Below are 14,298 nucleotides of genomic sequence, written 5' to 3' on the forward strand. Positions count from 1 at the left end.
TAACTGTGTGTATGGCATCGCCCCCTCCTTAAGTTGCTCCTTGTCTCTCCTTAATTTTGCAATTCGACGATCGCCAACTGGCACACTATTTTCTCATTCATGCAGGAGGTCTATTCCTCTGAATACCAGATAGATTCAATGATTTGAGCGATCGCTTCTGCCTCAGAACGGTCGGCTGTTTCTAGCAAAACGGTGACGTGACCGAGTTTTCGACCGGGACGAGATTCGGTTTTGCCGTACCAGTGGACGTGAGTGTGAGATAACTCAGCTAGCTGTTGCCGTTTGGTAAGATAATCGCTCTGGGAATGCTCGTAACCGAGTAAATTTACCATGACAGCACCCGCACTTTTGAGGGCAGGATTACCTAAAGGGAGACCGCTGACGGCTCTAAGTTGCTGCTCAAATTGAGAAGTTTCGCAGACATCCAGGGTGAAGTGTCCGGAGTTGTGAGTGCGGGGGGCAATTTCATTGACCAACACTTTTCCGGCTGGAGTTAAAAATAGCTCAATGCCAAAGACCCCAACCGCTTGCAGGCTATCGAGAAGCGTATGTGCGATCGCTTTTACCTCTTGTTCCACCGTTGGCGTAATTGCCGCAGGCACCAAGACGCGCCGACACACTTGATCTACCTGCTGAGTTTCTACGACTGGGTAAGTCACCACCTCACCAGCAGCAGAACGAGCGGCAATAATCGCCAATTCTCGCTCAAAAGGCACAAATTCTTCTAACAACACTGGCGCATATTTCAGTCGCTGCCAAGTTGACTCTAGGGCGCGGCTATCTTTAATAATGAAGGTGCCTTGACCATCGTAGCCGCCGCGTCGGGCTTTTAGAACGACGGGAAAATCCAGGTCTTGGAGGTTCAAGGGGTGAGTGAAGGATTTTGAAAGATTGACTTCCTGATTCTCGGCGTCTCCCTCCAGCGTTGTAAAACTGGGAGTTGGCAAGCCGATATCTTCTAAATAGCAGCGCTGATCGTATTTATCTAACAACGGCGCTAATACTTCCAGCTTAGGGCGAAAGCAGACGCCTTTCTGGACAAGAGAATCTAAAGCGTTCAGGTTAATAAATTCGTTTTCAAAAGTAATGACATCGCAGCGAGACGCTAACTCGGCTGTAGCGGCAGCATCATCAATAGGGGCAAAAACAGTGGAAGATGCGATCGCGACCGCTGGATCGCTCGGATTGGGCGTTTGCACCACCAATTCAATCTCCAATGCCTCCGCTGCACCTGCCATCATCCAGGCTAGCTGTCCCCCCCCAATTACTCCTACACGCTTCATCGACACCCCAAAGACTCACGAGTTGCGATACCAGTTTTAGAATTTACACCAGATGCTTTAATACAGAGTTCTTTTATTTGCGCCCCATCTAAAATTGCATCGGTGAAGTCCGCACCAGCGATATTTACACCGTCAAATATAGTACGCAATAGGATACTTTCCACCAAAACAGCATCGCTTAAATCTGCGCCGTTGAGTTTTACCTGATCGACCATTGCATTAGTTAAATCTGCGCCGTGTAAATTGGCATTTGTCATCACCGATGCACTAAAAATCGCCCCTTTTAAGTCCGCACCCTCAAAGTTAGCGAGTTCCATATTGGCGTTGGAAAACTCAGCTACCTGCAAAATTTGACCGGAGAAATCCTTGGCTTTCAGCTCGGCATTGCTATAGGACAAGGGAGGCGGGTAGTATCCTGCTTGGGCTGGGAATGCCCAGATGAAAAGAACGATTGTTAGTAGGAACGCAGCGAGTTGCCGAAAGGTCATAGAAAAGCGCTTCAAAACACGCTATAGAGTTGGCTATCTTTCAAGTTAGTGTATTCTGAAATCCTTCAGGATGTGAACCAGACCCTTAAAATTGTGAGTAAGCGAGGTTTAAGGAAAGCTTATGCCATACTTTTTGGTGACTTGGCTACTTACAGCGATCGCGCTAATGATTACTGCATACATTGTCCCCGGCTTTACAGTCACAAATTTTCTGGCTGCGCTGGTTGCTGCGATTGTTTTGGGCTTAGTGAATGCAATTGTCAAACCCCTTTTGGTAATTTTGACATTGCCGCTGACGCTCGTGACCCTAGGGTTGTTTCTGTTTGTGATTAACGCCATCACAATTTTGATTGCTGGGGCGATTACTCCCGGTTTTAGTATCGCTGGTTTCGGGCAGGCTTTGATAGGTTCAATTGTTCTGAGTCTAGTGGCTAGTGGGCTAAACTTTTTGTTCAACAGAGAAGCCGAATAAATTAACGGATTTTGGCGTCAAAACCGGCGTCAAAACCCAAGTAGCCGCGGGGGGTAATCATCCAATCAGCGTGAGTGCGAGTGCTGCTATTGCCAATGAGTACCGTTGTCAGCATATCAATCGGAGTATCGAGTAATTTCTCAAGTGTAATCAGAGTAATTTCTTCGTCTTCTCGATAAGCTGATTTCACGATCGCTACCGGCGTTTGGCGATCGCGATATTGCAGAAAGATACTTTGGGCGATCGCGATTTGTTGGGTGCGAGTTTGCGATCGCGGATTATAAAGTGCGGTAACAAAATCTGCTTGCGCGGCGGCTGTCAGGCGCTTTTCAATCACCTCCCAGGGGGTCAGCAAGTCGCTCAAACTAATCGCGCAGAAGTCGTGCATCAAAGGCGCACCCACTCGCGAGGCAGCGGCTTGTAGGGCGGTAATTCCCGGAAACACCTGTACCCCTGGCGTTTTGCCATCCCAGCCTTTAACTTGGAGTTCTTCCATGACTAACCCAGCCATGCCGTAGATGCCGCAATCTCCAGAAGAAACAACCGCTACGGTTAAGCCCCAATTCGCTAATTCTATTGCTCGTTCTGCCCGTTGACGTTCTTGGGTAATCGGTAACGCTTCGACAATCTGTCCGGGACGCAGCAAAGGAGAAATGAGGTCGATATAGAGAGAGTAGCCAATAATGGCGTCAGCGCAGGATACGGCGGTTTGAGCCGCTGGGGTCATTTGGTCTAATTTTCCAGGTCCCGTACCAACCAGCAATAAACAGCCCGTGCGACCCGTATATTCTCGTTCGGATTGAGCGATCGCGACCGTTACCGCCCCTGGTTGCCCTTCTAATTTGAAAACTTGTTTTACCACTTTCAGCGGAGCAATGCCTTCCGCCCCTACAGAAGCCGCATGAATCGCTGCTGCTTCTGCAACGCTGGGCGTTCCGACTTCTGTTTCCACAACTGCTGAGGGCGTGGGGACACTAACGGAACGCAGAATATCAGCCGGGAAAGTTCGCAAAGGCAAATGGCGATCGCGGCATGATTCCACTAACCCAACTTCATCGGCTTTAATGTCGATGGTGGCAATCCCTGCGATCGCTTCTTGGGCTAAGTGATTTTTCTCAAACACCTGCCCAATCGCTGTTTCTATCAACGCTTTCGAGGTTCCTCGTTCGCAGCCGATTCCCACCCACAAGACTCTAGGATGCCACTGGACTGTTGGCAGCCTTGATTCTGAGGAAAATCGTTGCTGGGTGGGGCTAATCCAAATCCTCGCCTGGGATGATTTTGAACGATCGGGTTCCTGGTTAGATTCAACAATCTCTGATTGACTGACGAGATATTCTGGAACCCTAAAATCAAATGGATGATTTTCAGGAAGATGACTTTGCCATAAAGGAGAACCCGCTTCCTGAATGACTTGTACCCGTTCCCCTCTCGCTACCGCTGCACTAACGCCCGTCCAATCTCCCTCGCCTCGATTCCAGCCAAAAGGAACGCCCAGCATATCCACTGCGGGCAGTCCTAAACCAGCGGAGGCACCCGTCAAGACTGGTGTTGCCCCAAGGGTAAGCGCGATCGCTTGTGCCAACCGATCCGCCCCTCCCTGATGACCGCTACAGAGACTAATAACAAACTGGCTATTTTCATCCACCACGACCACCGCTGGATCGCGGGATTTATCTTGCAATAAGGGTGCAATCAAGCGCACCACTGCTCCAGATGCCAAGCAGAAAATAAAGCCCCGATGTGTATTCCACAAGGTCGCTAGGTGGTCTTTGAGGGAACCGCGATAAACCTGGGCTGATGCGACAACCTTTGCCTCTACAACGTCGGTTAGAGACTCTGGAAGCCAAAGAGTAGCACCCGTTGATTGACAAAGCGGCTGTAGTTTTTGGGCACCCGTGGGAGTAGTCGCGATCGCGGCTAATGGTTGAAAATCACCTAACAGTAATACCATCGATTGTCTTGAGTTGTTTTGTGACGATTATTTTGCGCGATCGCAAAGCGTATGTCCAAAGGGCTATGGCACTACTCGCTCTCCGGATTTTACTCTTCTTCGAGGGTTTCTGAGTCGTACTCTTCGTCTAGCTCCTCGACATCTTCACCGTATTCCTCTACGGATTCTTCGTCTTCGCCGTATTCCTCTACGGATTCTTCGTCTTCGTCTTCGGCGACGGCTTCTATATCCTCTTCATCTTCGACGTATTCTTCGTCTTCCTCTACAGCTTCTTCATCTTCGTCGTATTCCTCGCCTTCAGATTCTTCGTCTTCGTCTTCGGCGACGGCTTCTATATCCTCTTCGTCTTCGACGTATTCTTCATCTTCGGCGACGGCTTCTTCGTATTCTTCATCCTCGACGTATTCTTCGTCTTCGGCGACAGCTTCTATGTCTTCTTCCTCTACAGCTTCTTCATCTTCATCCTCGACGTATTCTTCATCTTCGGCGACGACTTCTTCGTACTCTTCCTCGTCACTGACGATGTCGCCGTCTGAAATATCGAGAGCATCGCCAATCAGCGGGATAATGTCATCCAAAAAGGAGGCGTCATCATCACTCCAAACGCCTCGGCTATAGTCGAGGTCGGTGACGCTGCGAATCGTCCAGCAGTCATCACAATATTCGGGATTGGTCATGTAGTCATAGGGAATGTAACAGTATCCCTTGTCTCCCCAGTGTGCGCCCCAAGAATTGCGAACCACAAATACCCGATCTTTGTCCGAGTAACCGACGCACAACATCGCGTGACCGCCTTGAGACTCCTCTCGCTCCGGGTTAGGCATGGGAATCCCCTTATTTCCCTCCCTCATGAACGAATCGAAAAGCTGTAACCCAAAGGCAAACGGATAACCCTCGGCTAGACAATGCTTCATGGCGTACAAATCCACGTCAATTCGCTCAGCATCGTCGATCAAGAATTGGGTTGCTTCCTCATAAGCTTGGTCGTGGGGACGGTGAAACAACCGCTCTGGATGATAGGGCCAGGTTAACTCAGAACAAGCGCCCATCTTTCGCAATACCTGGATGCAATTGCGAAGTGTTGCTCCGGCGTCTTCTTCGATTTCTCCGGCGAGCGATCGCGCATTGTAATAAATAAACAACCGGCTTACATCCCCGGCGGTACCGAGTTGGCGCATTGCCAGGTACTCGTAAGCTCCCGCCATCGCATTCCCCGTGCAACTTCCCACGTCCCCCTGATCTTCTACCGGAGTCAGGTAGTGACGCAAATCGACTCTTGGCGGCAGCTTTTCGGCTTGAAATCGATGAGCCTCGTACTTCTTATCATTCGCATCCTTTGTGTCGGGTCGATAGCCGCCTAATTTCAACTTTTTGCCGGTCGAATGCTGGACGTAAGCAAGTTTGGGCGAATAGCGAAGATTCGACATAAAACAACCTCTTGGGTCAGCTATCGTTTTATCTGCTCATCTATCTAGGGATAGATTTATGCGCTCATTCTAACTGTCCGCCTGATGAGCGTCCAGGGATGCTCATCGCCGGTGGATGCGATCGCTCGAAAGCCGAAATACACGCTACATTTTGCCCAAATACCAGAAACCCGGCTTCTTCAAGAAGCCGGGTTTTCCTAAGATAAGGACTTTTTACGTTTTTTAGGCGATGAGGAGTCCTGCTTATCCCTTGTCTTAACCTTGACGCCAGGATGTTAAATCTTGGCGCTGGAATCAAGCTGAGGTTGAATTTGACTAACCGAGTCAGCCGCAGGAAGCATAGATTCTAAGGGAGCAAGGTCTTGCGTCGCTACTGTGTTATGCACCGATGCTTGCAGCATTGGCGTGCGGATAATTGAATTATTCGCCAGGGTAAACAACGGGTTAGACAAAATCCCTGCCAAGGATGTCACCACTAACGACACCACTAAAGTCACTTGCAAAGGACGCATTCCCGATATATTCCAGCGAATTTCTGGATAATTCTTCACGGCGTCAGACATTTCTTGGGGTTCTTTTACCACCATCATCTTGACGACACGGATGTAGTAGTAAATCGAGACGACGCTCGTGAGCAACCCTAGTAAGACTAAGCCGTAAACACCCGCCTGCCAACCTGCCCAGAACAGGTAGATTTTTCCGAAGAAGCCAGCCAAGGGCGGAATCCCTCCCAAGGACAGCAGACAAATACTCAAGCACAAGGTCAGAAGCGGGTCTTTTTGATACAGCCCCGCGTATTCGCTAATTTGATCCGTACCCGTTCGCAGGGTGAACAGAATCACGCAGGCGAAGCCTCCCAAGTTCATGAACAGGTAAACCAGCATATAAAACACCATGCTGGCATAACCTTCTTCGGTGCCGGTAATCAAACCGATCATGACGAATCCAGCTTGGGCAATGGAAGAGTAAGCCAGCAGACGTTTCATGCTGGTTTGGGTAAGAGCAACGACGTTACCCAGTATCATGCTCAAGACTGCAAGGGCGGTGAAGACAAAATGCCACTCTTGAGTGACGAGGGGGAAAGCTGTCACCATTAGGCGGATGGCGAGGGCAAATCCAGCGGCTTTTGAACCGACGGAGAGGAAGGCTACAACAGGTGTTGGCGAACCTTCGTAAACGTCGGGTGTCCATTGGTGGAAGGGAACGGCGGCAATTTTGAAGCCAATCCCGGCGATCGCAAAGACTAATGCAATCAGCAGTCCTAAGGATAAGTCAGCGTTCGCGCTGGAAATGCCAGTAGCGATCGCGCTCAACTTCGTTTCTCCTCCCGATAGTCCGTACAGCAGCGAGACACCGTAGAGGAAAATTGCTGTACTCGAAGCGCCAATCAGCAGGTATTTTAACGCTGCTTCATTGGAACGGGGGTCGCGCTTCATGTATCCCGTCATCAGGTAGGACGAGATACTGAGGGTTTCTAAGGCGACAAAAATCGTCACCAACTCATCTGCACCACACAGAATCATTCCCCCAATGGTGGCGCTGAGCATAATCCCAATAAATTCTGCCAGGGAGGTGCCGCTTTGCTCTACGTAGCGGATCGACATCAAAATGGTGACGGCGGTAGACAAGGCAACGATGCCGCGAAAGACGACGCTCATGGCATCGCCGTTGAAGCTACCCAAGAAGCCGATGGTGTTCGTGTTCCCCCATTGATAGTACAAGGCGACGATAGAGGCGAGTAGACCCGCGATCGCGATATAGGGGGTGAAGCGCGAGGACGACCGTCCGATAATCAAGTCAACGACGAGAACTGCCAAAAGGGTGACAATTAAAATCCCCTCAGGCCAGATTGTCCCAACATTCAACTGGGCTGCAAGTTCAGCAAAACTCATGAGATATATAGTTTTGGGTATTTAGGCAGAGAGACTGAGACTCTTAATATTATTTAATTTTATGGCGTTCGGGGTTGCTTGGATTATTGATGAGGGCGATCGCTTTTGGCGTCATGAACCCCAAAGACGCTAAGAACAAGGAAAAAAGGCAGGAAAGAGGCGAACTGACTTGTCAGCGCAACGCGCGATCGCGCTGTCGCTAAAATCTCAGTATGGCGATCGCGTGTCTTCGATTCTGTAACGATGACGCCATTATTTTTTCGAGATTCTGCAAGGGCAAAAACCGATGGTACAGTCTTCTTGGGCTACTGTAACTGATGAAGAATTGATGCTCATCAGTTCTAAAAATCCAGATTTACAATTTGAGCGGAACGCTGACGGGTCATTGGTAATTATGCCGCCAACTGGAGGAATTTCTGGGAATCGAGAGGCGAAAGCAGTGGCTTATCTGCTGAATTGGGTGGAAACTCACGATTTAGGAGATGTTTTTGGTCCCAGTACGGGGTTCAAGTTAGCGAATACAGCGATTAAATCGCCGGATGCTGCTTTTGTTGCTCAAGGACGCTTGGCAGAAGATTGGGATCGGCAAGAAGATAGGTTTTTAAATTTGGCTCCCGATTTTGTTATCGAAATTCGTTCTAAATCTGATAGTTTAGAAACGCTCCAGGCCAAGATGCGCGAGTATATCGATAACGGAGTACGTTTGGGATGGTTGTTTGACCGTCAAAATCAGCAAGCTTGGGTGTATCGTCCAGATGGCTCAGTTACCCAATATCCCGCTACAGCGGTTTTGAGTGGTGAGGATGTGGTGCCTGGATTTACGTTACCTGTGCGGAGTTTGCTGTAAGCGCGATCGCGTTTGGAGAAATGAACCCCTAAGGAGCAAAACCCACATTTTGTAGAGAAGCGATTTCTCGCATCTGGAGAGGGTTTTAGGTTTGTACAGAAAATTCTTCAGGATCGATTCCCCAATTCACCCAGCGAATCGCTTCACGCGCCGATTTCATATTAGGCGGAACGCGCAAGGCATGAATGTGTCCGGTACTGGGGCAAGTCATTTTTAATAAATATATTGGCTCTACATCGAGCTTATTATCTATTTTTAATAAGGTATATTCTTGCCAAAAATCTAATTTAGTTGCTTGTAATTCTTGGCAGATTCGACTGTAGCCAATTCCCTGAATTAATACTTGCCTCAGCTCAGCGTTGTCTTCTTCTAAAAGCCATTGCGCCTGCCACTGACTTGGGTGCAGTTTGCCGTATTCTTCTGGTAATGTTACGCCGTGATAGGAGTAAAAATTATATCCATCAGCAAATTGGATTGCCGGTTCTCCTTCGGCATGGAGGCGATTTTGGCTATCGAAAGAGATTTTTATAGGGCGTTCGCTGACTATATTTTGTGTATCAAAGTAGCGCCAAGTCCATCCTGCAAACTGCTGTAACTGCCAATAGGCTTGTCTTTGGGTGTCTCGGTCAATGCCATTCAAGGCAGCAATAGACTTAACAGTTTCCCTCGCTGATTCAAATTGAGAAGTTAAAAATAAAATATCAATCTTTTCTGTAATTGGGCAGGTTTTCTGTAACAAATTAACCGGATAATTCAATAAATTAAGTTGGAGTAAAGTATATTCCTCCCAAGAATCTAATTCTGTAGCTCGTAAGTCTTGTAAAAATCCACTAGCATCCTTGATTATTACTTGCTTGGATTCCGAATAAGTCTCTTCTAAAAACGATTCGGTTCTCATAGAGAATTGGATGGGACCTTCCACGCGATCGCGTCCGTTGGATTTAGCCTTATCTGTCTCAAGCTCGGCTACTTTAATTAATTCCTGCCAGTTTAATTCAGGCTCTGGAAAGCAAACTGCTACTCCCGCAGAGACAGTGCAACGATGAATGTAGTAATTCGGATCTACGTATAGTAGCTTAGCTCCTTCCCTAAGTTGCTCGGCTAGTCGCCTACAATCTTCTAGGGAAGTTTCTGGCAAAATTACTGCAAATTCATCACCTCCTTTGCGGCAGGCTATCGCTGAGTTAGGAATATTTCTTTGTAAGAAGCTCCCCAATTCTTGCAGGAAGAAATTGCCTATTGAGAAACCAACCAAATTGTTGTACCTTTGAAACCAATCGATATTTAGCAGAATTAGACCTAATAATTGCTGACTTCTTTCTCGACACCCCTGCCACTGCAAGAATGCAAACATATAACGCCGATTCAATAAACCTGTGAGCGGGTCGCGAAATATTTGGTTAAATAGCAAATCATCAATCAGGAGCTGGTTCATTTATTCGGTTTAGGCGGCTTTTACCACTTCTGCGGCTTCTTCTCGGTCGATTGGCTCGGTGGAAAGCGATCGCTCTCCACTTCTGGCGATAAACTGGAATCAGCGCTTCTTGTGGCGTAAGTTTATCAATCTTAATCTGCGACATATCGCCATCCTTGAGGCTCGTATTCCCGCTGAATTCGCACCATCCAGCTGCCTTGGGGAATAGAAATCGCGTTATGCTCCTCGTGGGTTAAAGTTGCCGTCTCTGAGAAGACGCGCAGATAAAGCGTGCCATCTTTTTCGTACAGTTCTGCTTGTCCGTCGCTGATGCGGTGCTTGTGTCCCGTCACTTCACCTTTGGCTAAAGTCAGGTGAGATAGCTTTTGTCCCTCGGCTTGCTGTGCGGGGAGTAAAATCACATCGCCTTGTCGAATGGGTTGCATCGGTTCTCCTCCAAATGCTGCTAAGCTGTTTCAGCCTGATGTTGGCATCCATTCTGGCACAACTCAAATACTTAGGGAGGTCGCCATTGCAATCCTCCATAAGTTAAACATTGAGATAGCTTTAAATTAAGTCTGGCGCGAACAGCTCTCTTGCGAGCGGCTCTAAAAAAGCGAGTTATCTTTGGGAGAGCGAATCGTCCCTGGATGGGATTGACCGCCATTCTTGGAACCGGCTCTCGTCAAGCTTGGTACGCCAGAATCGAGACTTCACTCGTCGGTTTTCCGCATAAAATCCTCTCAATCGCTCTTGACATCTGACATAAAGTATTTAAATTAACTGTTCAGCCCATCTGCTATTTCTCCAAGCTCCCATGTCAACCCTCGTTATCGTCGAATCTCCCACCAAAGCACGCACCATCAGTAAATTCTTGCCTTCCAGCTACCGGGTCGAGGCGTCGATGGGTCATGTACGCGACCTGCCCCAATCCAGTAAAGAAATTCCCGAAGCCTACAAAGGGGAAAAATGGGCGCAGCTGGGAGTAAATGTGGATGCGGACTTTGAACCCTTGTATGTCGTCCCCAACGACAAAAAGAAGATTGTCACCGCCCTGAAAAATGCCCTGAAAGAGGCAGATGAATTGGTGTTGGCAACTGACGAAGACCGAGAAGGCGAAAGCATTAGCTGGCATTTGCTCCAGCTATTGAAGCCAAAGGTTCCCATCAAGCGAATGGTCTTCCACGAAATCACCAAGGAAGCCATCCGCGACGCCCTCAAGAACTGCCGCAATATCGACGAGCAGGTGGTTCGTGCTCAGGAGACGCGGCGGATATTAGACCGGCTGGTGGGATATACCCTGTCGCCGCTTTTGTGGAAGAAAATCTCCTACGGCTTATCGGCGGGACGGGTGCAGTCGGTAGCAGTGCGGCTGTTGGTAAATCGAGAGCGTCAACGTCGAGCCTTCCGCCAAGGCAGCTACTGGGATCTCAAGGCAAGTTTAAACAAAGACAAGACACCCTTTGAAGCGCGACTTGTCGCTCTCAAGGGGACGAGAATTGCCACTGGCAGCGATTTTGATGAAGCCACGGGACAAATTATTGCCGGACGGAATGTGATTCTGCTCTCGGAAGCGGAAGCGCGAAGTTTAGAGGCGCGACTGGCAGATAAACCCTGGACGGTGGCTGACTTAGAAGAACGTCCGGTTACTCGCAAACCCTTACCGCCGTTTACCACTTCGACGCTCCAACAGGAGGCGAACCGGAAACTACATTTATCTGCCCGCGACACGATGCGAACTGCCCAGAGTTTGTACGAGCAGGGGTATATTACCTATATGCGGACAGATTCGGTGCATTTGTCACAGCAAGCGATCGCTGCCGCTCGTAGTTGTGTCGAGCAAATGTACGGCAAGCAATACCTCAGCCCGGAACCCCGCCAGTACACGACGAAAAGCAAGGGCGCTCAAGAAGCTCACGAAGCCATTCGCCCTGCCGGTAGCAGCTTCCGCACTCCCCAGGAAACCGGCTTAAGCGGTCGAGAATTCGCTCTATATGACCTGATTTGGAAGCGCACTGTCGCCACCCAAATGGCAGAATCTCGCCAAACTCAAATTACCGTGCAGTTGCAAGTCGAAGATGCCGGTTTTCGGGCTAGCGGCAAACGGATTGACTTTCACGGCTTCTTACGCGCCTACGTGGAAGGATCGGACGATCCTCATGCAGCACTAGAAGACATGGAAGTCATCTTACCAACTCTCAAAAAAGGCGATCGCCCGACCTGCAAAAAGTTAGAATCCATCGGGCACGAAACTCAGCCACCAGCAAGATACACGGAAGCTTCTCTCGTCAAAACCCTGGAAAGCGAAGGCATCGGGCGTCCCAGCACCTACGCTAGCATCATCGGCACGATTATCGAGAAAGGCTATGCCCAAATGAATGGCAACGCCCTCGTTCCTACCTTCACCGCCTTTGCCGTTACCAGTCTGCTAGAACAACACTTTCCCGATTTGGTCGATCCCAGCTTCACCTCCAAGATGGAGCAAACCCTAGATGAAATTTCTACTGGGGAAGCCAAATGGCTGCCATACCTGAAAAAGTTCTATCTCGGAGAAATGGGTCTGGCAACCCAAGTCAAGGAAAGGGAAAAGGGGATTGATGCCACCTCTGCCCGTACTATCGAATTGGACGATCTCGGTGGGGCGAAAGTCCGGATTGGTCAATATGGCCCCTACATTGAAGCTGAAAAGGACTCTGGGCCAGTAAAAGCCTCGTTGCCTAAGGATCTGACCCCCTCAGACATCCACGCTGAGCTAATTGAGACGCTGCTACAGCAGAAAACAGAAGGCCCCGATAAAGTCGGCTTGCATCCGGAAACCGGCGAACCGATTTACGTGCTGATTGGCACTTACGGCCCCTACGTCCAACTGGGTGATGCCACTGAGGAGAACAAAAAACCCAAACGCGCCTCTCTTCCCAAGGGGGTCACGATTGAGGACGTGACGCTGGATATGGCAGTTGGCTTGCTATCTCTGCCGCGGACTTTGGGCATTCACCCAGAAACTAACGGCAAAGTCCAGGCAGGATTGGGACGCTTTGGCCCTTACGTCGTCCACGACCAAGGCAAGGAAGGCAAAGAATATCGCTCCCTGAAAGCCAGTGACGATGTATTGACAATTGACATCGAACGTGCAGTCGAGCTGCTAGCTGAACCGAAAAAGGGACGCGGCGGGACTCGCAGCAAGTCTAAGGCACCGTTACGAGAACTGGGGACTCACCCGACTGATGGGGAACCCGTGAATATCTACGATGGCCCTTATGGCCCTTACATCAAGCATGGGAAGACGAATGCTTCTGTGCCAGAAGGGGAATCTGTGGAAGGGTTGACGATGGAAAAAGCGCTGGAAGCATTGACAGCGAAGGCAGGTTCCACAACAAAATCTAGTCGCAAATCAACTACTAAGAGTGGAACATCTACCAAAAAGACCACAACTGGGAAGACAACCGCTAAAAAGACGACAGCAACCACTAGCACTAAGAAAAAATCTTAGTTTCTTGCCGGTGAAGGGAAGCGATCGCTCTTTTGAGAACATGAAAGCGATCGCTTCCTTCACCTCTCGGACACTTCTCTACGATGAGCTACTGTCAGGATGTATAAGGTGAAAGTTTCATCCTCAATGCTATATATCATCCGCTAATCCCCAACGCGCCACCAAGGAATGTGTTTCTTAGGAGTAAAAGCCTTCCGCCCTCTGCCTTCTTTAACTCAAGCGCTGGCGAAGCCACAACGCAAACAGAGGTAGAGCCAGTCGGTAGCCTTGTTATTGTATCCACCAACCCGAAACTGCGATCACTTCCCTTCAAAAAGTGTTAGACAAAATGCGATCGCTCTTATCGTTGCCTAAGAGAGGAGATGCGATCGCACATTGGGCGAATGTGAGGAACTTGACAACATTGGATGTTCAGATGGATAGCCCCATCTTACAAAGAAGATAGCAACTTATGAGTGATTATGTATTCACTGGGAGATTAGTACCAGACCTTTGTGACATTAACCTTGCTGTTCCTGTACCATTACAAATGCACGCTGTAGATGCTGGGTCATTATTTCAATTTGCAACTCTCAAGTATCAGCCACAATTAAGAATTTAAGTGGAAATTTCGACTTACTGTCCTTAAGAAACTATGTAAGAGACGCAATCAGGACTTTTGTAGATACGCTCAACTACATTCACGGGTATGGATACGATATTGAGATAATAACAGTTGTAGAACTCAATACTGGCCAATCGGTAGTATTTGGTGTTGGGATACGTGAACTCTTTGAAGTTCAAAGTGAACGTCCTTTGGCATTTGAGAAAGTGTGGTTGTTAGCACGCGATTCACAACCACTCCGCCGCGCTCTTGCAAACCTGAGAGAAGCTATAGCAACCGCCAAGATAGTTAGGACGTAGAGTAGAGATCACCTGTTGTCCTGAAGTTATTCAAGCTGCTCATGGCAAACCCCTATAGTTATGACCTGCGTCAGAAGGTGATCCAAGCGATCGAGTTAGACGGCATGAAGAAAAGTGAAGCCGCACAG

12 protein-coding genes and 1 pseudogene are annotated in these 14,298 nt (G+C 48.9%); 5 read left to right on the forward strand and 8 right to left on the reverse strand.

Annotated features, from left to right (window positions below):
* Positions 1-110 precede the first annotated feature (110 nt).
* Together NDI44_RS28440 and NDI44_RS28445 are read right to left on the reverse strand one after the other, a co-directional pair.
* Entirely contained in the window at positions 111-1,283 is a 1,173-nt protein-coding gene (locus tag NDI44_RS28440; protein ID WP_190412942.1) for a 5-(carboxyamino)imidazole ribonucleotide synthase, read from the reverse strand.
* Positions 1,280-1,771, reverse strand: a complete 492-nt coding sequence (locus tag NDI44_RS28445) for a pentapeptide repeat-containing protein (RefSeq protein ID WP_190412943.1) — start codon at positions 1,769-1,771, stop codon at positions 1,280-1,282. The genes NDI44_RS28440 and NDI44_RS28445 overlap by 4 nt, the downstream gene beginning before the upstream one ends.
* 121 nt (positions 1,772-1,892) lie before the next feature.
* Between NDI44_RS28445 and NDI44_RS28450 the strand changes: the two genes are divergently transcribed.
* Positions 1,893-2,243, forward strand: coding sequence for a phage holin family protein (locus tag NDI44_RS28450; RefSeq protein ID WP_190412944.1), 351 nt, complete (start codon positions 1,893-1,895; stop codon positions 2,241-2,243).
* Position 2,244: 1 nt separating this feature from the next.
* On the opposite strand, the gene cobJ is transcribed toward NDI44_RS28450, so the two are convergent.
* The 3 genes from cobJ to NDI44_RS28465 form a co-directional block, all read right to left on the reverse strand.
* A complete protein-coding gene (gene cobJ / locus NDI44_RS28455; RefSeq protein WP_190412945.1) occupies positions 2,245-4,197 on the reverse strand; it encodes a precorrin-3B C(17)-methyltransferase in 1,953 nt (650 codons plus the stop codon).
* A gap of 89 nt (positions 4,198-4,286) precedes the next feature.
* Positions 4,287-5,624 carry a C1 family peptidase gene (locus tag NDI44_RS28460; protein ID WP_190412946.1) on the reverse strand — a complete coding sequence of 446 codons (1,338 nt, stop codon included), beginning with the start codon at positions 5,622-5,624 and terminating at the stop codon, positions 4,287-4,289.
* A 275-nt stretch (positions 5,625-5,899) separates the two neighbouring features.
* Positions 5,900-7,516 (reverse strand): NAD(P)H-quinone oxidoreductase subunit N, encoded by a 1,617-nt coding sequence (locus NDI44_RS28465; protein WP_190412947.1) that lies wholly within the window; start codon positions 7,514-7,516, stop codon positions 5,900-5,902.
* A gap of 74 nt (positions 7,517-7,590) precedes the next feature.
* Between NDI44_RS28465 and NDI44_RS28470 the strand changes: the two genes are divergently transcribed.
* Together NDI44_RS28470 and NDI44_RS28475 are read left to right on the forward strand one after the other, a co-directional pair.
* Positions 7,591-7,719, forward strand: coding sequence for a hypothetical protein (locus NDI44_RS28470; RefSeq protein ID WP_277877580.1), 129 nt, complete (start codon positions 7,591-7,593; stop codon positions 7,717-7,719).
* An 83-nt stretch (positions 7,720-7,802) separates the two neighbouring features.
* Positions 7,803-8,363, forward strand: coding sequence for a Uma2 family endonuclease (locus NDI44_RS28475; protein WP_190412948.1), 561 nt, complete (start codon positions 7,803-7,805; stop codon positions 8,361-8,363).
* An 85-nt stretch (positions 8,364-8,448) separates the two neighbouring features.
* On the opposite strand, the gene NDI44_RS28480 is transcribed toward NDI44_RS28475, so the two are convergent.
* From NDI44_RS28480 to NDI44_RS28490, 3 genes are read right to left on the reverse strand one after another with little or no spacing between them, the layout of a single operon-like run.
* Positions 8,449-9,798: a GGDEF domain-containing protein gene (locus tag NDI44_RS28480; RefSeq protein WP_190412949.1), complete on the reverse strand. Its 1,350-nt coding sequence runs from the start codon at positions 9,796-9,798 to the stop codon at positions 8,449-8,451.
* Positions 9,779-9,943, reverse strand: coding sequence for a hypothetical protein (locus NDI44_RS28485; protein WP_190412952.1), 165 nt, complete (start codon positions 9,941-9,943; stop codon positions 9,779-9,781). The genes NDI44_RS28480 and NDI44_RS28485 overlap by 20 nt, the downstream gene beginning before the upstream one ends.
* Positions 9,930-10,223, reverse strand: coding sequence for a hypothetical protein (locus NDI44_RS28490; protein WP_190412950.1), 294 nt, complete (start codon positions 10,221-10,223; stop codon positions 9,930-9,932). The genes NDI44_RS28485 and NDI44_RS28490 overlap by 14 nt, the downstream gene beginning before the upstream one ends.
* A 371-nt stretch (positions 10,224-10,594) precedes the next feature.
* Here NDI44_RS28490 and topA point away from each other — a divergent pair, with 371 nt between their 5' ends.
* Both topA and NDI44_RS28500 read left to right on the forward strand, forming a co-directional pair.
* On the forward strand, positions 10,595-13,267 hold the full coding sequence (topA, locus tag NDI44_RS28495; protein WP_190412951.1) for a type I DNA topoisomerase: 2,673 nt from the start codon (positions 10,595-10,597) through the stop codon (positions 13,265-13,267).
* A gap of 944 nt (positions 13,268-14,211) precedes the next feature.
* Positions 14,212-14,298, forward strand: a pseudogene (locus NDI44_RS28500) (IS630 family transposase); the annotation flags it as partial.

Source organism: Trichocoleus sp. DQ-A3 (assembly GCF_039961975.1).
Classification (GTDB): domain Bacteria; phylum Cyanobacteriota; class Cyanobacteriia; order Cyanobacteriales; family FACHB-T130; genus FACHB-T130.

What these genes read in the sequence shown, in the direction of transcription:
- NDI44_RS28440 (WP_190412942.1), bottom strand. Translation starts at nt 1,283, where the DNA reads ATGAAGCGTGTAGGAGTAATTGGGGGGGGACAGCTAGCCTGGATGATG.
- NDI44_RS28445 (WP_190412943.1), bottom strand. Translation starts at nt 1,771, where the DNA reads ATGACCTTTCGGCAACTCGCTGCGTTCCTACTAACAATCGTTCTTTTC.
- NDI44_RS28450 (WP_190412944.1), top strand. Translation starts at nt 1,893, where the DNA reads ATGCCATACTTTTTGGTGACTTGGCTACTTACAGCGATCGCGCTAATG.
- cobJ (WP_190412945.1), bottom strand. Translation starts at nt 4,197, where the DNA reads ATGGTATTACTGTTAGGTGATTTTCAACCATTAGCCGCGATCGCGACT.
- NDI44_RS28460 (WP_190412946.1), bottom strand. Translation starts at nt 5,624, where the DNA reads ATGTCGAATCTTCGCTATTCGCCCAAACTTGCTTACGTCCAGCATTCG.
- NDI44_RS28465 (WP_190412947.1), bottom strand. Translation starts at nt 7,516, where the DNA reads ATGAGTTTTGCTGAACTTGCAGCCCAGTTGAATGTTGGGACAATCTGG.
- NDI44_RS28475 (WP_190412948.1), top strand. Translation starts at nt 7,803, where the DNA reads ATGGTACAGTCTTCTTGGGCTACTGTAACTGATGAAGAATTGATGCTC.
- NDI44_RS28480 (WP_190412949.1), bottom strand. Translation starts at nt 9,798, where the DNA reads ATGAACCAGCTCCTGATTGATGATTTGCTATTTAACCAAATATTTCGC.
- NDI44_RS28485 (WP_190412952.1), bottom strand. Translation starts at nt 9,943, where the DNA reads ATGTCGCAGATTAAGATTGATAAACTTACGCCACAAGAAGCGCTGATT.
- NDI44_RS28490 (WP_190412950.1), bottom strand. Translation starts at nt 10,223, where the DNA reads ATGCAACCCATTCGACAAGGCGATGTGATTTTACTCCCCGCACAGCAA.
- topA (WP_190412951.1), top strand. Translation starts at nt 10,595, where the DNA reads ATGTCAACCCTCGTTATCGTCGAATCTCCCACCAAAGCACGCACCATC.